17 protein-coding genes, 1 tRNA gene and 1 pseudogene are annotated in these 19,293 nt (G+C 55.6%); 9 read left to right on the plus strand and 10 right to left on the minus strand.

The window, feature by feature from the left end; genetic code table 11:
* Positions 1-180 precede the first annotated feature (180 nt).
* Positions 181-510, plus strand: coding sequence for a hypothetical protein (locus J3P85_RS18060; RefSeq protein ID WP_434702811.1), 330 nt, complete (start codon positions 181-183; stop codon positions 508-510).
* 130 nt (positions 511-640) lie between these two features.
* Complete coding sequence (locus tag J3P85_RS18065) at positions 641-1,582, plus strand: ArdC family protein (RefSeq protein WP_434702812.1); 942 nt, start codon at positions 641-643, stop codon at positions 1,580-1,582.
* A gap of 155 nt (positions 1,583-1,737) precedes the next feature.
* On the opposite strand, the gene J3P85_RS18070 is transcribed toward J3P85_RS18065, so the two are convergent.
* Entirely contained in the window at positions 1,738-1,932 is a 195-nt protein-coding gene (locus J3P85_RS18070; RefSeq protein WP_027912535.1) for a DUF7740 domain-containing protein, read from the minus strand.
* Between the two features lie 231 nt (positions 1,933-2,163).
* Here J3P85_RS18070 and mobH point away from each other — a divergent pair, with 231 nt between their 5' ends.
* Entirely contained in the window at positions 2,164-3,888 is a 1,725-nt protein-coding gene (mobH, locus tag J3P85_RS18075) for a MobH family relaxase (RefSeq protein ID WP_434702813.1), read from the plus strand.
* A gap of 323 nt (positions 3,889-4,211) precedes the next feature.
* Here mobH and J3P85_RS18080 read toward each other — a convergent pair whose 3' ends face one another.
* Together J3P85_RS18080 and J3P85_RS18085 are read right to left on the minus strand one after the other, a co-directional pair.
* Positions 4,212-4,796, minus strand: coding sequence for a hypothetical protein (locus tag J3P85_RS18080; RefSeq protein ID WP_434702814.1), 585 nt, complete (start codon positions 4,794-4,796; stop codon positions 4,212-4,214).
* Positions 4,797-5,003: 207 nt separating this feature from the next.
* Entirely contained in the window at positions 5,004-6,551 is a 1,548-nt protein-coding gene (locus J3P85_RS18085) for a DUF4041 domain-containing protein (protein ID WP_434702815.1), read from the minus strand.
* Between the two features lie 765 nt (positions 6,552-7,316).
* On the opposite strand from J3P85_RS18085, the gene J3P85_RS18090 reads away from it, so the two are divergent.
* The 4 genes and pseudogenes from J3P85_RS18090 (at position 7,317) to J3P85_RS18105 (ending at position 11,969) form a co-directional block, all read left to right on the plus strand.
* Positions 7,317-9,359 carry an ATP-dependent nuclease gene (locus tag J3P85_RS18090; protein ID WP_434702816.1) on the plus strand — a complete coding sequence of 681 codons (2,043 nt, stop codon included), beginning with the start codon at positions 7,317-7,319 and terminating at the stop codon, positions 9,357-9,359.
* Positions 9,360-9,484: 125 nt separating this feature from the next.
* Positions 9,485-11,395 carry a UvrD-helicase domain-containing protein gene (locus J3P85_RS18095; RefSeq protein ID WP_434702817.1) on the plus strand — a complete coding sequence of 637 codons (1,911 nt, stop codon included), beginning with the start codon at positions 9,485-9,487 and terminating at the stop codon, positions 11,393-11,395.
* A gap of 141 nt (positions 11,396-11,536) precedes the next feature.
* Positions 11,537-11,686: pseudogene (locus J3P85_RS18100) on the plus strand (GNAT family N-acetyltransferase); the annotation flags it as partial.
* 73 nt (positions 11,687-11,759) lie between these two features.
* On the plus strand, positions 11,760-11,969 hold the full coding sequence (locus tag J3P85_RS18105; protein ID WP_371263997.1) for a hypothetical protein: 210 nt from the start codon (positions 11,760-11,762) through the stop codon (positions 11,967-11,969).
* Between the two features lie 129 nt (positions 11,970-12,098).
* Here the strand turns inward: J3P85_RS18105 and J3P85_RS18110 are convergent, their stop codons facing one another.
* The 7 genes from J3P85_RS18110 to J3P85_RS18140 all read right to left on the minus strand — a co-directional run bounded on the left by J3P85_RS18110 (position 12,099) and on the right by J3P85_RS18140 (position 18,706).
* The gene (locus tag J3P85_RS18110; protein WP_047882230.1) at positions 12,099-13,940 is read right to left on the minus strand and encodes a tyrosine-type recombinase/integrase; all 1,842 of its coding nucleotides are present in this window, start codon (positions 13,938-13,940) and stop codon (positions 12,099-12,101) included.
* A 235-nt stretch (positions 13,941-14,175) separates the two neighbouring features.
* Positions 14,176-14,251 (minus strand) — tRNA-Gly (locus J3P85_RS18115).
* Positions 14,252-14,314: 63 nt separating this feature from the next.
* The gene (pgsA, locus tag J3P85_RS18120; protein ID WP_434702818.1) at positions 14,315-14,875 is read right to left on the minus strand and encodes a CDP-diacylglycerol--glycerol-3-phosphate 3-phosphatidyltransferase; all 561 of its coding nucleotides are present in this window, start codon (positions 14,873-14,875) and stop codon (positions 14,315-14,317) included.
* 32 nt (positions 14,876-14,907) lie between these two features.
* Complete coding sequence (uvrC, locus tag J3P85_RS18125) at positions 14,908-16,731, minus strand: excinuclease ABC subunit UvrC (protein ID WP_434702819.1); 1,824 nt, start codon at positions 16,729-16,731, stop codon at positions 14,908-14,910.
* A gap of 2 nt (positions 16,732-16,733) precedes the next feature.
* Entirely contained in the window at positions 16,734-17,375 is a 642-nt protein-coding gene (gene gacA, locus J3P85_RS18130) for a response regulator transcription factor GacA (protein ID WP_003200277.1), read from the minus strand.
* Between the two features lie 127 nt (positions 17,376-17,502).
* Positions 17,503-17,937, minus strand: coding sequence for a GNAT family N-acetyltransferase (locus J3P85_RS18135; protein WP_434702820.1), 435 nt, complete (start codon positions 17,935-17,937; stop codon positions 17,503-17,505).
* A 10-nt stretch (positions 17,938-17,947) separates the two neighbouring features.
* The gene (locus tag J3P85_RS18140) at positions 17,948-18,706 is read right to left on the minus strand and encodes a carbon-nitrogen hydrolase family protein (RefSeq protein ID WP_434702822.1); all 759 of its coding nucleotides are present in this window, start codon (positions 18,704-18,706) and stop codon (positions 17,948-17,950) included.
* Positions 18,707-18,861: 155 nt separating this feature from the next.
* Here J3P85_RS18140 and J3P85_RS18145 point away from each other — a divergent pair, with 155 nt between their 5' ends.
* Together J3P85_RS18145 and J3P85_RS18150 are read left to right on the plus strand one after the other, a co-directional pair.
* Positions 18,862-18,990, plus strand: a complete 129-nt coding sequence (locus J3P85_RS18145; RefSeq protein WP_434702824.1) for a hypothetical protein — start codon at positions 18,862-18,864, stop codon at positions 18,988-18,990.
* A gap of 131 nt (positions 18,991-19,121) precedes the next feature.
* Entirely contained in the window at positions 19,122-19,274 is a 153-nt protein-coding gene (locus J3P85_RS18150; RefSeq protein ID WP_434702825.1) for a hypothetical protein, read from the plus strand.
* The last annotated feature ends 19 nt before the right edge of the window (positions 19,275-19,293 follow it).

Genomic DNA, 19,293 nt, shown 5'->3' on the forward strand with positions numbered 1-19,293 from the left:
CAAGTGCGATTAGCGTTCGGTGGCTCGCACGGTCACGTTTCACGGGTGATGAACGCCTACTGCTCTTCCGAGCGTCTTTCAGGTTCTGCTCACCCCATACCCTCTTGTTTTTCTTCAACCCACAGCGGGGAATTCTTTTCCCTATGGGACAGGTTTCTTCGCTCTCAACGGAGGTACACCATGTCCGACTCACTCACAAGCGAAGCACTGAACACTCTGCGCTTGCCCGTTGTGTTCACTCCAGACGCGTGGCAACACGCAGTATTGCTCGATGATTCGAATCATCCTGAAAAACTGCAGCTCGATAGGCTGAGCAACGTGGTACGCGCAGCCTTCAAAGCTCACCTGGCCGATCCAAACGCACCTTACGTGGTGTTTGAGGTAGCCAAGTTCGGCTCAGTGAGCGATGCAGAACATGAACCATTGCTGCGACTGAGGCTCAGCCTACTTCAGGCATCAGACCAACCTAACGCCTTACTGATAGCGCTTGCGGAAGAGCAGCAACGCTAAACGCAAACGGCCATACCCGGCCACTGATCCAACTCAGGCTATACGCAGTCCTGCACCAATCCAATCAACACCCACCGGGGAACCCTCCCCGACGGGCAAGGCGTTCCTCCGGTTTTTCGAGGGAAATGCCATGCGCAATATCTACCAAGACGTGACAGACAAGATCGTTACCGCGTTAGACCAAGGCGTAGCGCCCTGGATCAAACCTTGGTCCTCAAGTGGCTCAGCTGACGTCGGTCATCACCACCCCTACCCCATCAACGCCTTCACCCAGCGTCCCTATTCGGGCATCAATTTACCGCTGCTCTGGACCGAGGCGAGGTTGCAGGGGTTCACTCAAGGTCGCTGGCTGACTTTCAACCAAGCCAAAAAAGCCGGCGGGCACATCCTTAAGGGTGAGCACAGCACCCTGGCAGTGCTCTACAAACCGATGGAACGCGAAGAACAGACCGAATCAGGCCAACCCGTACTCGATGAAAACGGTCAGCCCAAGGTCGCTCACTTTGGCATTCTAAGGACGCATTTTCTGTTCAACATCGAGCAAACGGAAGGGCTCGAAACGCTCAACGAAACCGTGCTCGAGACGGAACCGAGCGATCCCTTCTTCCCCAACGGCGCTGCGGAAAATCTGTTGTTACGTTCGGGCGCAAACATCATTCATCGATTTGCCGACGAAGCCTTTTACCACCCTATCAGGGATCTCATCCAACTGCCGACAAAATCGCAATTCCACGATCAAGGTGGATACTACGCCACTGCACTTCACGAGCTGACGCACTGGACCGGACATCACTCTCGATTGCAGCGCGAAGGCGTGACCTCACCTTGCCCATTCGGCTCGCCAGGCTATGCATTTGAAGAATTGATCGCCGAAATGGGTGCTGCTTTTTTATGTGCTTATGCCGGCATTCAGGGAGAGCTGAGGCACGAGGGCTACATCGACTCCTGGCTCGGCCTGCTCAAGACTGACAACCGCGCGATTTTCCGCGCCAGTGGCCAGGCCCGATGCGCTTCGGAGTATGTGCTCAACCTGGAGCAGCAACAGAAGCAGACGGTAATGGATAACTCGTGATGCATGAACGATGGAGCTTGATCGTCACCTCATCGCTGCACACGCTTCTTGGGGTCCAACACGAGTTGGACCCTTTTTCTATGCCCAGAAAAATCCCTACACTGCGGAGCTCTGACGCAAAGAACATGAGGTAATCCCGTAACCGCAGTACGCCGTTACGTATCCAGATTCTCCGCCAGGTAATCCACCAGCTCGAGTGGACTTCGGCTGTCGATCACCTTGTAGATCAGATCACGTTTGCTGCGCGGGAGCTTCTTGACCACGCTCTTCGCCGAGGCCCTGACGGCTTCGTCTGTTCCATGGATACGTGCCGCGAGCAGCAGTATGAGCGTGGCGTCAGTAAGGTTCATGGCAAGACCCGATAAAATTCGCACCGCAGTGTACCGACACTTTCCTTTTTCGTACCAGCATGCGCGTCCTATAAAACGGCACCAGGACAAATCGATATTCCCATTGCCGCACAAAGGGCAACGCGTCAAAAGGATCGGTAAGGGTAGGAAGGGGAATGGGGACTCAAGGGTAAGAGCCCTATCCGAAAAGGCTAAAAGGCCACTGATCCTGCCATTTCTCGGGAGGTCACGATGCTCGGTCTGTTTCGGCACAAAAGGCAGAAGCCTCCTCCGCCACCGACGATAAACGTCGCTGAAGGTTACCTGCCCGTCGAGTCGCCCCATAACTTGTTAGCCGCGGAGCACCGCCGTCAGTTGCTCGATCGCATCTGGCAGTACACCGCCCTCTCCCATCCGCAGTTCAGCCAGCTCTATTTAAATCCGATCCATCGCTACGCCGAGCTGGTACAAGAGCTTCCTGCCAGCGAGACGCACCACCATGCTTATCTTGGCGGCATGCTCGACCATGGGTTAGAGCTGGTCGCTTGTAGTTTGAAATTGCGTCAGTCGTATCTGCTTCCCACCGGCGCCGCACCCGAAGACCAAGCCGCCCAGACCGACGCTTGGTCCGCTGGCATCGCCTACGGCGCGTTGCTTCATGACATCGGCAAGATCGCCGTGGACCTGCTGGTCGAACGCCAGGATGGCCGTGTCTGGCATCCTTGGCAGGGATCCCTGGATCAGCCCTACCGTTTTCGCTACCTCAAGGGTCGTGACTACCACCTGCACGGCGCAGCCGCAGGCTTGCTCTACACCCAGATTCTCGACCGCTCAATCCTCGATTGGCTCAGTGGATTTCCATCGCTCTGGGCCAACCTGCTGTATGTCCTAGCGGGTCAGTATGAACGTGCCGGTGTGCTCGGTGAGTTGGTGATGCAGGCAGACCGTGTTTCCACCGCACAGAACATCGGCGGAAACCCGAGCAAGGCGCTGCAAGCGCCGATTCATTCACTGCAACATCACTTGATCAGCGGACTGCGTCATTTGGTTCAGCACGAGCTGAAACTCAACCAGCCGGGTGCCGCGGGATGGCTGACCCAGGACGCACTGTGGCTGGTCAGTAAGACGGTCACAGACAAGCTGCGAGCCTATCTGCTGTCGCAATCGATTGAAGGCATTCCCTCGTCTAACCTCGCGGTGTTCGACGAGCTGCAATCGCATGGATTGGTTGAGTCCACGCCGGAAGGCAAAGCCATCTGGACTGCGCTCGTCGCCCAGGAGAACTGGGAGCAAACCTTTACCTTGCTGCGCCTTCAACCAGCGTTGATTTGGGGGAGCGAAGAGCGCCCCGAGGCTTTCAACGGAACGGTGAGCATTGCAGCCCATGACCACTCAACTGATACCCCGGTACCAGTAGCAGCGCCCGAGACAGGCAGTGCAGGACCTGGTCAAAGCCAACCGCAGCCGGATCCCTTGGCACTAGAGGATGCAGACTACCTCGGCACGCTGCTAGACATGTTCGAGTTGGAAGAGCCTGAGGCCAGTGACGCACTGTCAGAAAGTGCTATCGAAACTTCACCGCTTCAATCGGATAACCCAGGCCAGGCATTCCTGAATTGGGTCAAGGAAGGCATTCTGAGCCACAAACTGATCATCAACGACAGCAAGGCCAAAATCCACACGGTGGGTGGTACCTTCTTCCTGGTCACTCCTGGTCTTTTCCAACGCTTTGCCCAGGAGTTTCCTGGTATCTCACAGGGGACTGACCATGAAATTGAAGAGTGGCGCTGGGTGCAGAAGCAGTTTGAAAAATCGAAGGTTCACAAAAAGCGTGATAATGGTCTAAACATATGGACTTGCCAGATCCAAGGCCCCCGCAAGAGGGCAAAACTCAAAGGTTATCTACTCGAAGATCCCGAACTAATCTTAAAATCACTCCCCCCGGACAACCCCTACCTCATGCTAGAGATAAGGTAATGGCACAAAGAAAATCGTTCCCTAGTGTTCCGTCACCCTGGAATGGCGGTTGCAGTCGTAACGATAATGATCGTCTTGACTCCACCAGTCAGAGCGACATGGAGCTCTTTGTACGACAAAGACTCCGCTTCTAATATGATCGAGTGATGATACTCAATGAATCGCCCCTAGTTCCGTGGACGTATCCCATTGACTTTGGCCGTTTTCTGCCTCTCGCGATACGCAGAAAACCGCTCGAACTAGCGCCTGTACGAGGAACGTTGGCTGGCTCACCATGACATTCACTGAATGACCCAGCCTCATCTCAGTATTTTCGATCCCTGTCAGAGTACGGAGATAATTGCAGAAGCCAGCGTGACGATGCTTGCTAGGTTGGGCAACGCTTTCAACAAGGAGGATACGACAGCCTTACTGGGTTTCGGCGAGGCAAGCTGAACCTCAACTGCATTAACAATTTCCAGCGCATCCTGCTTTTGCTGGGCGTCAGTCAGACTCTGTATGACTTGACGTAAACCTTCGATGTACTCCCCCAGGTCAGTGCCCATATTCACTGTGTTCGTCGATTGGTCGACCGAGTGATTATTGATACGGGCGTTATGACCGCTTATGTTGTAAGTAATACTTTCAACACGTTGCTTGGCCTCCGGAAGACCTAATTTACGCACCGACATCTGATAGTGCGCCTGAAACCCCTGAAAGGCTTCGAAAAAGCCAGGGTCAATTACTTCGAAAGTTTCAACGGCGCCATTGGACATACGCCGCTCGATCAAATCCCTGGGCTCAATGAGTACATCCGAACGCTCTAGGAAAATTTTGTCGCTCTGTACGCTAGCTTTTAACCCTTCGAGCAGGTCACCGTTCTGTTTTCGAACGATGATGTTATCCGTCATAAAGTCATCAAAAGACATGCTTGCTCCTTACAGCGATGAAAGAAAGTCCGAAGTTTAGCAACCTCTCTTGAGTTCAAGATTGCACTTTTTCCCCAGTGACTCGGAAGCAGCCCTGCGAGCAGCAACTTTTAGCCGGAAGCGGTGTTTGATGGATCGCTCAATGTTCCCGTCGGAATGCCCTTTGCTCAGACAGAAGCGGCCAATCAAGGGCGTCCGACGGTAATTTTAGCTTTGAGCTACGGCCCGCTCTGCTTGCTGGATTTCGGGTTTGGGCAACGCCATTCGAAGGCTTTCGCGATACTGCTCAGCCGGCGCCTCGTGGCTAACCTCGACAGCAGCATCGTAGTTTTCTCGAATAACCGACTCGATCTCAGCAATGTCCGCACGGAAGAACTCCTTGCGACCGTTGACCTTGTTCAGGCGACCGGCCGCAAAGCGTTCATGCAATTTCGCCTCCAATGCCGGGGCATTGTTTGAGAAGACCATCGCATGGACGTCAAACCAAAACGGCACCGATGCGTCTCCCAACTCATCGACGCGGTCCATGGGTTCCAGGCGGCGTGTCATGCCAATCTTGAAGACCCCTTCCCCAAACGCACCGACGTTGGAGATCACGTACACATAGCCGGCTTTGGCATTCTGTTCGCGATAGTCAATCAGCTTTTCTTCGCTTTCCAGCTCGGCCCGGCCCGCTTCAACCTCTGCCAGTTTCGCCAAGAGGGTAGCCCGCTCTTCTTCGGACTCGGTTTTGTCCAAGCGCGCTTGAAGGTCACGCATTGCCGCTGTGAAGTGTTTGCGCTCCTTGGCGATTTTTTCCCGCGCTGCGCGAATTTCCTGCTCAAGCTTCTGTTGTTCCCGCAGCTCTTCTCGGGCGCGCTTTGCCTCTTCCTTCTCCTCCTGCTTCTTGATCTGAAACTCGTGGGCTAGGTGCAGTTCATCAAGTTTGAGGTTCAGGTATCGGCGTGATATTTCCACGCTCATCACCTTGCCGAGGCGGTTGCAGGCTTCGAATGATTTGAGAATTCGTTTCTCGCCCAATTCGACGTTGTCGAACTTTACGTTGTCTACGCAGCTGTCGGCTTCGTTATTGAACGAGCGAATCACCAGCTTGATCATATCGTTGACCAGCTTGCGCCCTTGCGCCTCACTGTTGTTAACCGTCCAACCCATATTCCCGGTCGCAGCCTCTGCGCTCTTGATCATCGCCTTCTGGCGCTCTCGAACACTGTCGAGGCGGGATTTGTATTCATGGCTGGTGGTCAGCTTGAACTTGGGCTGATACAGCGCAAAGCTTTCCAGAAGCAGCACTTCTTCCCAGACAAGAATCTCACCCTTCAATTCAGAGGAACGTTGCGCGAGCGCCGCCACGTCCCGCTCAGCACTGTGAGCCTCCTGGCGCACAGCTGAAAGCTTCGCTTTCTCTTGTTCGATCAACCCTCGGACTTCCACAACTTCCATGGCGCCGAGCGCCTTGGAGAGCGCCTCCAGTTCCGCATAACGCACCTGTAAGGCTGCAAGCTGCCTTGCCAGATCATCCGCCCGCTGCCGATGCGCTGGGCCCTTCCAATAGTCACTTATAGGCATAGATTCCTTCCATATTCCCGAGTTAAGGGTTGCTAAGTGCGAATCAAACTGGATGTCTTTATAACGTAATCCGACGCAAATATGGATCCGATCCAGCACGTTGTCCTTGGCCAGAACCAGCAGGCTGGCCGTCATGCACTTGTTGGTTTCAGCGAAACTCCAACCTTGCTTGGCATCCAGCTCAGTCACATACTCGCGGATCTGCTGGAAGAGCGCATGGTCATCGGCGTCCCTTCCAGTTAGTGGGGCGCCGTGTCCATCGACCTGCTGATGGGCGAGCCCTCCGCCCGAAACCTGATCCGCTCAGGCGGCCTGCGGCCCACCGTTACTGATGCAATCGTGACGGCCCGGCGCACTGTCACACCGTCGGGAGGGGGCACCACCACCGCCGCGCGATTAGAGGTGAAACACGCCATTGCCCGCAGCGGGGGCGGATAGTTGGTGGTTCCTCCACCGCGATGGTGTTGGGCGGCGAGAGGTAACTGCCTGCGCCACGTTGACCGCGTCCCAGGCAATCTTCTGTCGATGCTGACCTCCAGCAACCTCAGCGCCGCAGCCTGCCGCTAGAGGTCATTATCGACCCCAACGACACGCATCCGATCATGAATATCGAAAAGACCAAGCACCCCGGACATGTGGTGTTATATGTGCTTGGACGCGATACCAGACCGGGCGGTGGCCTCAGCCATCGTACTGACGCGGGTCGACCTCGCCACTGGTCGAGCTGTTCAACAAGGGTGCGAAGGGCGACATCTACTGGCATCTGCTGTTGATGCCGCAGCTGCCACTAGGGTGGGGTTTTGGGGCAGTCGGCCGTAAGGGCATCATCGGCGGGCGTAGGGGCTCCCTGAGTCATTGCTTGACGAAAGTAGGGCTGGTAAAAAAAACCGCTAATGGCATAGTGGCAAGATGCCTTTCGAAGACTAAGAATATCACCTGCAAGGAGCGCCAGCGTTGTATATAGCCAAAGTTAATATTGAGAATTTTCGTCTTTTTGGGTCCGGCGACAAAAAATTCGAGCTTTCTCTAAACCCCGGGCTAACAGCACTTGTGGGTGAGAACGATGCAGGAAAAACAGCATTTATCGATGCACTCAGATTCGTGCTGGGCACCCGGGATCAAGAGTCATTACGCCTCGAGTTCACCGACTTCCACAACTGCGCAGTCAAAGGCCATTCACGTGAAATAAAAATACAACTGACGTTTTCTGGGCTGACGAAAAGTGACCGCAGCGCCTTTGCCGAGTACCTCACTTATGAAGATGGCCCCCATACGTCACTGATCATCACTTGGATTGCACGGCGCAGCGAGTTGGGCACCTCGACGCGAAGGTACATACCGATCGAGTGGCGGACTGGCAGGGACAGCGACGGCCCACTAATGGACTCAGGGGCGCGTTTTATGCTGCAAGCCACCTACCTGAGGCCATTACGCGATGCCGAGCGCGCAATGACTGCAGGTCGCGGCTCACGCCTCTCCCAGATACTTCAGCACACCAAGGACATAAAGGATCACGGTGACAAATTTGATGCAAACACCAACCCCACTCCGGTTCCCGAAGATCTCAGCGTACTTGGTATCGGTGACTATTCCAGCCACTTAATCGCGAATGCACATGGGGTGAAAACAACACGCGAAAAACTAAACCAGGACTATTTGCAGCCTCTCTCATTCAAAGACGATGACCTGATCGCCAGAGTACAGATCAGCGGGCACAGTGATGACAGCGTTCGGCTTAGACAGCTTCTGGAAAAGCTAGAGGTCAACCTCAGCAATGATCAGGAAGAGTCCTATCTACGCGGCCTTGGCTCAAACAACATTCTCTTTATGGCCTGTGAGTTACTGTTGATGGGAACCGAAGCAGACGGCTTCCCCCTGCTTCTTATTGAGGAACCTGAGGCGCATCTTCATCCACAGCGCCAATTACGGCTAATTTCATTCCTACAAGCACAGACTGAAAAGAAAAGAATCGACGACCAACAGATACAAATCATCGTCACAACGCACAGCCCAAATCTTGGCGCAGACGTCAAACTCAACAACCTCGTGCTCATCCGAGAGGGGCGCGCCTACCCTCTGACGGAAGGCCATACGAAGCTCACTTCATCGGACTACCGTTTTCTCCAACGCTTTCTTGACGTCACAAAAGCAAATCTATTTTTCGCACGCGGCGTAGTTATTGTAGAAGGCGATGCCGAGAACATCCTACTGCCTGTAATCGCCAAACTTATTGGTAGAGACTTTGAACATTACGGCGTCTCGGTTGTAAATGTCGGGGGCGTGGGGCTCGGGCGTTATGGGCGCATTTTTATGCGCAAAGAACCCGAATTGACGGGAGAACTTCGAATTCCTGTTTCGTGCATTACAGACCTTGATGTCATGCCAGATTGCGCCCCGCAGATCATCGGAAAAGTAGAAAAAGGCGCGCCCACACCTCCCCTGACTACTTCAACCCGCCGCTGGCGGGTAAAGTCTGACTTTACAGCTGTCGAGCTTGAAGCGAAAAAACTCACCATACGCGACAAGGCGAACGAGCAATGGGTCCGAACGTTTGTGGCAGATGAGTGGACGCTTGAGTATGACCTGGCATTCTCGGGGCTTGCACAACAATTATATCTTGCAGGACAACTTGCGAAGAATGATGACAAGCTAAACGATGCATCCATCACAAAAGCCGACGTAATCAAGACTGCAAACTTAGGATACAACGCACTGAAAGCACTTGATCTACCAAAGGATGCCCACTGCTCCAATATCTACGGACCATTCACCGGCTCAAGTGTATCAAAAGCAATCGCCGCACAATATTTGTGTGAAATACTTGAAGACTCAATCTCTGAAGGTTCTTTGTCTGCAGAAGTGTTAATCGAGTCTCTGCCTGAATATGTTAAACAAGCAATCGCTCATGTTACCGAACCCCTGCCAACGGTACCTCAATCGGAAAGTAGCGCGCCACCGTCACCAAGCGCAGATGTAAACGCGGCGGCGTTAGCTTAGCCTGCCCACAAAACCTTATAGCGTAGCACTTATACATTTATCGAAATGGATGACCGAAAGTGGCATATGGAATAGAACGTATAGGCACGATCTCCCAGGCTGACGTTGAGCGGGCATGTCTTAGTATGGGCCTGCCATCTAACGCATTTTCCGGACCCGACGGAGATGATCCCCGCCTGGAAGTCATCCGCTCCTTAGATACACTTGATGTCGAAGCTTGCCCAGGCAGCGGGAAGACCACTCTGCTCGTCGCGAAGCTTGGAATCCTTGCCGATCGCTGGCAGCAAAAAGGGCAGGGAATTTGCGTAATCTCCCACACTAATGCTGCTCGTGCAGAAATTGGCGCACGCCTCAGCACCAATAGCACATCTTATAGCCTCCTTCAGCACCCACACTTTATAGGCACGATTCATTCGTTCGTGAACGAATTCTTGGCGCTTCCCTGGCTTCGCTCAAACGGCAAGAACGTCAAGATCATCGATACAGAGCTTGCCGAGAAGGATCGTCGGTGGCGGCTACCGTATGGCACAAGGACGTACCTTGAGAATCAATATGAATACACACCATTAATCTATACAAAACCCGATTTTTCGGGGAATAGGCATCCACCCCATACAGCAACAGCAAAATCAATCCAGAAAGCCTGCCGGGAGTCCACAGCAGCAGGCTTCTATTGCTTTCACGAAATGTTTGTCTGGGCTTATGAGTTGATTAACAAACACCCCGAAGTGATCACTACAATCCGACAGAGATTTCCACTCGTGCTTGTAGACGAAGTGCAAGATAACAGCGGACTCCAATCTGAGTTCATCCACAAACTCTTTTGCGATGGAGACGCGCCCTCCATCCGGCAACGTTATGGCGACTCCAATCAGGCGATCTACGGTGGCACCTCGACTGATACCGGTGGTACAACACATCCATTTCCGGGCACAAACAAAATAGATCTGCCGAACAGTTTCCGATTTGGTCAGTCAATAGCCTCCATTGCAGCACCACTCGGATTAAGGCCGCAACCACTGATTGGCAGAGGTCCGACGACGAGCAAAATTAATCACCCAAGCTGTCAAAACGCCATTTTTCTTTTCGATGATCAATCCATTCTGCAAGTACTTCCCACATATGCCCAGTACCTCATAGACGCATTCACTCCAGAAGCACTGGTGCATGGCGATTTCACAGCCGTAGCAGCCGTTCACCGATCAGATAAGACCGATAAACTTCCGCGATTCATGGGTCACTACGCACCCGACTATACTTCGCAATTGGCTGGACAACAGCCCAAGCCAAGCACACTTGGCATGTACCTCGCTTGCGCCAGAATGGAACTATCCACCGCTGGCAGCACCAGCCCCGTAGTAAATAGATTTGCTGAGGGCATTCTTCACGCGATCCACCTGAGCACGAGCGACTTTGCCACTCAGACGAGAAAATCCCCGCACAGACATGTTCTCGAGTTGCTATCCGAACATGATGCAGCCCGTCATCAGTACCAAGACGCTCTTGAATATCTGATCGCCTGCAAATCCGCACCCAAGAAATCGGAATGGCCAGAATTCACATCCGCCATAAAAGCCATCGCCGGAACCATTGCACGTGTCGAAATCGCAGAGCACGACAATTATTTTGAATGGACAGACTCAGAAGCCTTCACAGATGCAATCGCAGTCGGCCCGTTAGGCAGGGAGAATAGGTTTCTATACCCTGGAATCGATCCGAAAGTAACCATACGCCTAGGATCAATCCACGGTGTAAAGGGTGAAACTCACACGGCAACACTGGTGCTAGAAACCTTTCAAAAGGCTCACCAATTAAAAACTCTAATTCCATGGCTAACAGGTAAAAAACCCAAGATCTCCACCGATAACACAGGCGAGAACTCAGCTTTAATGGAGCGCCTCAAACTGCACTACGTTGCAATGACGCGCCCGTCTCACTTACTGTGTCTTGCCCTGCGAAAGGATGCCCTGAAAGATAGAGAACTCGACCTCATTCGCAAGACGGGCTGGACCATCATCGATTGCACTTCATCATAGACTTTGTTTTTTCGACACTTGCTGACGCAATCTCCCACCGGGTAATTTCAGGAGGATAACTCCAGTGCTGCGCATCGATAACCTTCCCTCAAGCACCCGCTGGATTATCCGCCAGGCGATGCCCGACGATGTTCACGCATATTGATCGAACTGGATACCTACGCAACTTCCCTCTGCACTCGTCACGTCTTTATCTATGAGGCCGTCTTTCGTCAGCAGTGCCTGATAGCAATCGATGCCGGACATTGCGTAGGCTATCTGGTACTCACTCACGACTTCTTCAACCACGCTTTTGTGGCGCTGATGATCGTGTCACCGGCTCATCAGCGTCTGGGTGTGACGTCTACGGCCTGCAGCCGAAGCCATGAGCAAAACACCCAAGCTGTTTATTTCAACCAATGCCTCCAACAGCACTTCACAAGCGCTGATTGCAAAGGCCGTTTTTATGCCGAGCGGACGAATCGAAAATCTTGACGAACATGATCCTGAACCCGTGTGCGTCAAGTTCCTTCGGGATGAAGAGCTGACAAGAGAGGGCGGGAGCAAGATGCCAAAAGGATGTATTCCTGCGTAATAGACGCCTCTTGCCGACCATCTTCGCCGCACCTCAGGCAACGCGTGAAGTCCACGCATTTAGGGCAGCCCGAGCTAGATGGACCCAAGCAAGCAACGACATCCGTTATCACAGCACGAAAACAGCACCTCAGCTTGAACCCAGCGCACTGCAAACGATTCGCACAGTCACGTCGAAATTCTCCAGAGTGAGCGCATCGATTGGCGAACGACCCTTAAATCGCTCATGAGGCTCGCAGACCGTCCGATAAAGCCGCCACGCATCGACATCCGGAAACCGCTCTAATGCAGCAAGTACCAACTTGTGCCGCAATGGATCAAGCTGCCAATCGGGAATGCGCTGACCGCGATTCCCCAGGCTCAGCGACAGCAGGCGCCGAGCCTTGATATCGCGGTTGATCTGATCTCTGGATTTGCCTGCCAGTTTGGCGAAGACAAGCAGCGGCAAATTATTCAAAGCTTCATAGGTGGCTAGCATCTCGGCACGTTCGCGCTGGATGTCAGACACGTGAGATTGGTGCGGTTTTTCAGTCGGCACCGAAAGAGGTACGACAGGCGACTGGTGCGACGCGACAAGAGCCGGCTCGTTGTTAATCGACGCCTTGGACGCCGAGACGGTTGTCATTGGAGAGGTGACGTTGAACTGAATGGAATTCGCGCTCGCGTTTTCAAGCGACGGCAACGAAGGGGCCCCTTCCAAACGGATGGTAAGCGGAGAGCTTGCCGCTTTCAGCTGGCCCTGCCCCCACAGATCCAGACGGTTCGCCCAATCCTGCATCATGGTCCGGCGCTGCTCGACATATTCCGCGTGATTGTAGGCCGCGCTCACCTTGTCCGGATCGGCATGAGAAAGCTGAGCATCCACCCAAACCTTCGGGTATCCGATCTCGTTCAACGCCGTCGAGATCGTCGCCCTCATCCCATGCCCGGTAAGTTGATCGGCGTACCCCATCCGACGTAACGCGCCATTCAGCGTGTTCTCACTGATACGCTTGCTCAGGTCGCTTCGATGCGCAAACAAGTAGCGCTGTGCGGGGACAACCTGGTCCAGCAAGTGACGCACGATCTCCAGCGCCTGAACTGACAGCGGCACTATATAAGGTGGTACATTTTGAGTCTGCTTACCAGGCTTCCGCATCGCTAGCTGGAGTTGTTTCACCACTTCCGCCGGTATGACCCACAAGCGCTTCTCCAGATCGAACTGGTCGGGTGTCGCCAAGCGCAATTCGCCCGTGCGGACACCGGTCAGCAACAACAACCGAAGGCCAAGCCGAGTTTGGTTGGCGCCACCGTAGTTTCGAAGAGCAGCCATCAATGCCGGAAGCTCATCCATTCGGAGAAATGGATTGTGCGTCACGGGAGGTTTGGGAAGTGCGACCACATCAAGGTCTGAAGCTGGGTTGTGTTCCAGCCCCTCGATCTTCACCAGCGCATAGCGGAACAACTGGTTGAACCAGGTCCGGCATTTTTCGGCGGTCGTTAAGGCCTTGCGCTGCTCAATCCTGCTCAGCAAATCCAACAGATCGTGACGATTGATATCGTAGATGGACCGCCCACCCAGCGTGGGCAGGACGTCTTTATTGAAGATTCTCAAGATTTGCGAGAGCGTGCTCTGGCGGCCTTCCTTCAGGCTCAGTTTGCGAAACTCCACCCACTGATTGAACACGGCCTCGAAGGTATGCTCTGCCGCAAAACGAACAGCACGACGCTGTTGTTTACGGTGCTCATAGGGATTGATGCCTTGGGCGACCAAGGCGCGCGCCTCGTCACGTCGAGTACGGGCTTCTTTGAGACTGATTTGCGGATAACTGCCGAGAGACATGCGCTTCTGCACACCCGCCCAGTAATATCTGAAACGCCAGATTTTCCCGCCGCGTGCGGTCACGTTGAGCGCGAGCCCATCCGTGTCGCCTATCGTGTAGTCATTGCCGGTGATTCGGGCTTGCCGAACGGTGGTATCTGAGAGTGCCATCGCGAGCTCCTGAACAGAGTCAGGGCCAGATGCTCGTCTCGCTATCCAAGCTGCTCCAGCAAAAAACCGATTCAGTGCACATCCAAATCCAAGATCCTCATTCGGGACTTAAATCGGGACTTAAAAGCACTGGATGGAGCTGGATTTCAGTGGTTCCCGCTGGAACGAAAAAAGGGCCTAAAGGCCCTGATTTCAATCACTTACAGAATTCAGTGGAACTCTGTAGCGCAATATTTGGAGCGGGAAACGAGACTCGAACTCGCGACCCCGACCTTGGCAAGGTCGTGCTCTACCAACTGAGCTATTCCCGCGTCTTGGTGTGGCGCATTCTATAGATTCAAATTACGCCGTCAACCCTTTGATTCAAAAAAGTTTTATTTCGGCTCTACATCCGTCCGCAGATGCGGCCAGGCGGCGCGCAGGTATTGGACCATCGACCACAGCGTCAGCCCTGCGGAAACCAGCAACAGCGCATAGCCCAACAGCACCCAGAAACTGAAATCCGAAGGGTTGGCCAGCAGGATCACCAGCGCGAGCATCTGCGCGGCGGTTTTCCATTTGCCGAGGTTCGACACCGCGACCTGGGCGCGGGCGCCCAGCTCGGCCATCCATTCACGGAGCGCCGAGACGACGATTTCGCGGCCGATGATCACCGCCGCCGGCAAGGTCAGCCAGAGGTTGCCGTGCTCCTGCACCAGCAGCACCAGGGCCACCGCGACCATCAGCTTGTCGGCCACCGGATCGAGGAAGGCACCGAACGGCGTGCTCTGCTCGAGGCGTCGGGCCAGGTAACCGTCCAGCCAGTCCGTCGCGGCGGCGAAGGCGAAGACCGAGGCGGAGGCCAGGTAGCTCCAGTGGTACGGCAAATAGAACAGCAAAATGAAGATCGGAATGAGCAGGACGCGTAGAACGGTAATCAGATTTGGGATATTCATCGGCACAACTGGCTGCGAGGTTGACGGGCATTCTACTCGCTGTGCAGGTTTGCATAAATCGACTCAGCGAGCTTTTTACTGATACCGGGTGCTTTGGCTATCTCCTCGATGCTGGCACGAGACAGTTCCTGCAATCCACCAAAATGTTTCAACAAGTCGCGACGGCGCGTCGGGCCGACGCCTGCCACACCCTCCAGTGTAGACGTACGGCGCGTCTTGCCGCGACGGGCACGGTGTCCGGTGATGGCGAAACGGTGGGCTTCGTCGCGGATCTGCTGGATCAGGTGCAGCGCCGGCGAATCGCCCTTGAGGGTGAATTCATGGGCGGCATCGTTGAGGTACAAGGTCTCGAAGCCGGCCTTGCGCGTCGCGCCCTTGGCCACGCCCAGCAGGATCAGGTCGGGGACCATCAGCTCATTGAGCACATCGCGGGCCATGGACAACTGGCCCTTGCCGCCGTCGACCAGCAAGATGTCCGGCAACTTGCCCTCCCCGTCCTTGAGCTTGCCGAAGCGCCGCATCAACGCCTGGTGCATCGCCGCATAGTCATCGCCCGGCGTGACGCCTTCGATGTTGTAGCGGCGGTAGTCGGACTTGATCGGACCTTCCGGACCAAATACCACGCAGGACGCCACGGTCGCCTCGCCGCTGGAATGGCTGATGTCGTAGCACTCCAGCCGCTGCGGCGGCTCGTCCAGGTTGAGGACATCGGCCAGGGCATCGAACCGCGCCGCCACGTGTTGCCGGTTGGCCAGGCGCGCGCCCAGGGCCTGTTCGGCGTTGGTCACGGCCAGTTGCTGCCAACGGGCACGGGTGCCGCGAACGCGGTGGCTGATGGTCAGTTCACGACCGCGAAGCTTGTCGATGGCTTCGATCAGGGCCGGGAAATCGTCATGGACCACATTGACGATCAACTCGGCAGGCAAGTCGCGTTCCGGACTGCTGATGTAGTACTGGCCCAGGAAAGCCGCCATGACCTCGGCCACGTCTTCCTCGATACCCACTTGCGGGAAGAAGTTCTTGCTGCCCAGCACGCGACCGCCCCGCACGCTGATCAAATGCACGCAGGCGCCGCCCGGGTTGATGAACGCGGCGATTACGTCCACGTCACCGCTGCCACCTTCCATGCTTTGCTGGTCCTGCACGCGGCGCAGCAGGCCGATCTGGTCGCGCAATTCGGCGGCCCGTTCGAACTCAAGGTTGACCGCTGCCTCCTCCATGGCCGCCGACAGTTCATCGGTCAGCGCATTGCTGCGGCCTTCCAGGAACATCACCGAGTGACGCACGTCCTCGGCGTAGACCTGCGGCTCGACAAACCCCACGCACGGCGCCTTGCAGCGCTTGATCTGGTATTGCAGGCAGGGCCGGGTGCGGTTCTTGTAGTAGCTGTCTTCACACTGGCGAACGAAAAACGTCTTCTGCAACAGGCTGAGGCTTTCACGAATCGCCCCGGCGCTGGGATACGGGCCGAAATAGCGACCCTTGGCCTTTTTTGCGCCTCGATGAATGCTCAGGCGCGGAAACGCCCCATCGGACAAAAACACGTAGGGGTAGGATTTGTCGTCGCGCAGCAGGATGTTGTACGGCGGGCGCCATTCCTTGATCAGCGTCTGCTCGAGCAGCAGCGCCTCGGTTTCATTGGCGGTGATCGTCGTTTCGATTTGCGCGATGCGCCCCACCAGGGCGGAGGTCTTCGGCGCGAGGCCGGTCTTGCGAAAGTAACTGGCCAGGCGCTTCTTGAGGTTCTTGGCCTTGCCGACGTAAAGCAGGCGCGCCTCGCTGTCGAACATGCGGTACACGCCGGGGCGACCGCTGCACGTGGAGAGGAACGCGCTGGGATCAAACAATTCAGTCATATTCAGGCGCTGGCATCGACCATGCCGTGGCGCACCGCCAACAGTGTCAATTCGACGTCACTGCTGATCGAAAGCTTCTCGAAGATACGGTAACGGTAGGTGTTGACGGTTTTAGGCGACAGGCACAGCTTGTCGGAGATGATCTGCACCTTCTGGCAACCGACGATCATCAGGGCAATCTGGATTTCCCGCTCCGACAGTGCGTCGAAGGGCGAGTCGTTGGTTGGCTGGAACGACTTGATCGCCAATTGCTGGGCGATTTGCGGGCTGATGTAGCGCTGCCCGGCAAAAACCAGACGAATGGCCTGGACCATCTCGTTCAAGCCAGCGCCCTTGGTGAGGTAACCCGCCGCGCCCGCCTGCAACAGCCGGGTGGGGAATGGGTCCTCTTCACAGACGGTCACTGCGACCACCTTGATGTCCGGGTGACTGCGCAGTAGCTTGCGCGTGGCTTCCAGGCCGCCGATGCCGGGCATCTTGACGTCCATCAGCACCACGTCGGGCTTCAATTCACGCGCCTTGATCAGGGACTCTTCCCCGGATTCAGCCTGGCCAACTACCTGCAGGCCATCGATGTCAGCCAGCATTCGTGTAATGCCCGTACGGACGAGATCATGGTCATCGACCACTAACACCCTAATCAAGCAGACACCTCACGATTTGGTCTTATTTGGGTTGCACGACACCTTAGCAAAAAAGCATCCCGCAGACCTAGCGCAAAGGGACAGATAAAAGTTACAACGCATCTTTATCGGCACGGTATCCAAGGCTTCAAGCACCAGCGTCTCGCTGCATCCTCAGGAAATACTCGTCCTCGCCGACGACCCGCAGGCCCATGCGTTCGTACAACGCCCTGGCCGGATTATCCTTGAATACCGTCAGGCGCAGCGCCGGCCGACGCTCCAGCCCCACCAAGCCCCAAACCTGTCCGATCGCCCAGGTGCCGGCGCCCTGTCCGCGAAACGCCTGGTCAATCTGCAATTCGCGAATGTACAACGCCCGGGTATCACGGCTGAGGCTGATAAAACCCAGCGCCTGGCCTGCCCGGCTGATTATCCAGTTCTGGCGAATGATCCAGGCCAAGTCGAACGCTTCGTCCTGCCAGAGCAAATCATGCCTGAGGTAATAAGCAAGCATGTTGTCGCAGGTCAGTTGCCGGGCGAAGTCGATATCCCCGTTCGTTGCGGCACGCCATTCGAAACTCATGAATACCTCGTTAAAGCACTGCCACCGGCATGACTTGCCCGGCCCAGCCGTTGGCGTCGCGGCGAACAATCACCAACCACTCGCCCGTGCCCGGTGCTGCCACGAGCAGCGAACCGTCCGGGCCCCAAATGGCACTGCGGCCAGCCGATTCCCAACCGCCCGTGACGCCGCCATGATTCGCCATCAGCACGGTCATGGTGTGATGCCGGGCATAACCTTGCAACAACGTCGTATCCGGCACGTAGCCACCCTCGGTGATCAACACTCCTGCGGCATACAGCGTCGCGCCCTGCCCGGCTGCCGCGGCCGCATGGCTGGCGTGGGAGAAATCGGCACACACCGCTAGCGCGATGCGATCCTGCCCCATCGTCAGCATTGAGCCACCATGGCCCGGGGCGAAGGCGACTTCTTCCCCCGGGTGCAGGTGCTGCTTGCTGTACACCCCGAGGGAACCGTCGGCGCCGAGCACCAGCGCGCCGATCAACACCGGGCCGTCCGCCGACAGCCTAATCGGCATGCCCACCAAGGTGGTCAGACCGAGCGCTTGCGCCAAGTCACGCAGCGGTTGCAGTACGGCATCCTCCGGCAGAACCGCCAGATCTGCCGCCAGGCCACGTTCGTAACCGGTGAGCGACAACTCAGGAAAGACCAGCAACTGCACCCCCTGTTCAGCGGCGGCTTGCATGAAACGCTGATGGCTCGCGAGGTTGGCGCGAGTGTCCCCCGCAATGGAAATCGACTGGGCGGCGGCGAAGGTTGGAACGGTCATGGTTCATCCCTGGAAGACGGTGCAAGCCTGAAGTGTGTCATAAAGCCCTGCGGACTCAAGCCAGGACGAACACTTACATAGCCTCGATAGAATTTTCTGATTGAATCGGCGCCCCGCCCTCTAGTAAGCTCAGGGCCATTCATCGGAGACAGACCATGTTCAACGCCCTTTCACCGCTTAAAACCGCCAGCGCCCCGCGCTCGGTTGCGGCTGCCCGGGCGAACAGCGTTCAAACTCCGGTCAGCTTTTATTTTGGGTATTGGTTTAGCCACTGGCGCGCCTGATACCCAACCGGCGCCCACTTTAAACGGGTCGCCTTCCAGAGTTTTCCAAACCCCCGGTCGGCCTCCCGACCGGGGGTTTTGTTTTTTCGGCTCCAAACATTTTCAGCACCCGACAACTTGAGGATTGAACCATGAACTACGCCACTTATTACCGTTACGACAGTTTTTCCGCCTGGCGATTTACCAACCACCGTTCGGGACAGCCTGCCGCCTCCGATCGGTCACCTACCGGTGGCAAGCCTCAATTGCGGGCCAATCCGGCCAATTGTCGAACACCCCACTAGGACCGGCGCGCGGGAACGA

Origin of the sequence: Pseudomonas sp. Z1-12 (assembly GCF_051132015.1) — a bacterium.
Classification (GTDB): Bacteria; Pseudomonadota; Gammaproteobacteria; order Pseudomonadales; family Pseudomonadaceae; genus Aquipseudomonas; species Aquipseudomonas zanjanensis.

Coding starts and splice junctions, on each gene's coding strand:
- J3P85_RS18080 (WP_434702814.1), bottom strand. CDS start 4,796: ATGTCTTTTGATGACTTTATGACGGATAACATCATCGTTCGAAAACAG.
- J3P85_RS18135 (WP_434702820.1), bottom strand. CDS start 17,937: ATGAGTTTCGAATGGCGTGCCGCAACGAACGGGGATATCGACTTCGCC.
- J3P85_RS18145 (WP_434702824.1), top strand. CDS start 18,862: ATGTTCAACGCCCTTTCACCGCTTAAAACCGCCAGCGCCCCGCGCTCG.
- uvrC (WP_434702819.1), bottom strand. CDS start 16,731: ATGACTGAATTGTTTGATCCCAGCGCGTTCCTCTCCACGTGCAGCGGT.
- J3P85_RS18060 (WP_434702811.1), top strand. CDS start 181: ATGTCCGACTCACTCACAAGCGAAGCACTGAACACTCTGCGCTTGCCC.
- J3P85_RS18095 (WP_434702817.1), top strand. CDS start 9,485: ATGGGCCTGCCATCTAACGCATTTTCCGGACCCGACGGAGATGATCCC.
- pgsA (WP_434702818.1), bottom strand. CDS start 14,875: ATGAATATCCCAAATCTGATTACCGTTCTACGCGTCCTGCTCATTCCG.
- J3P85_RS18110 (WP_047882230.1), bottom strand. CDS start 13,940: ATGGCACTCTCAGATACCACCGTTCGGCAAGCCCGAATCACCGGCAAT.
- J3P85_RS18150 (WP_434702825.1), top strand. CDS start 19,122: ATGAACTACGCCACTTATTACCGTTACGACAGTTTTTCCGCCTGGCGA.
- J3P85_RS18105 (WP_371263997.1), top strand. CDS start 11,760: ATGAGCAAAACACCCAAGCTGTTTATTTCAACCAATGCCTCCAACAGC.
- J3P85_RS18140 (WP_434702822.1), bottom strand. CDS start 18,706: ATGACCGTTCCAACCTTCGCCGCCGCCCAGTCGATTTCCATTGCGGGG.
- mobH (WP_434702813.1), top strand. CDS start 2,164: ATGCTCGGTCTGTTTCGGCACAAAAGGCAGAAGCCTCCTCCGCCACCG.
- J3P85_RS18065 (WP_434702812.1), top strand. CDS start 641: ATGCGCAATATCTACCAAGACGTGACAGACAAGATCGTTACCGCGTTA.
- J3P85_RS18070 (WP_027912535.1), bottom strand. CDS start 1,932: ATGAACCTTACTGACGCCACGCTCATACTGCTGCTCGCGGCACGTATC.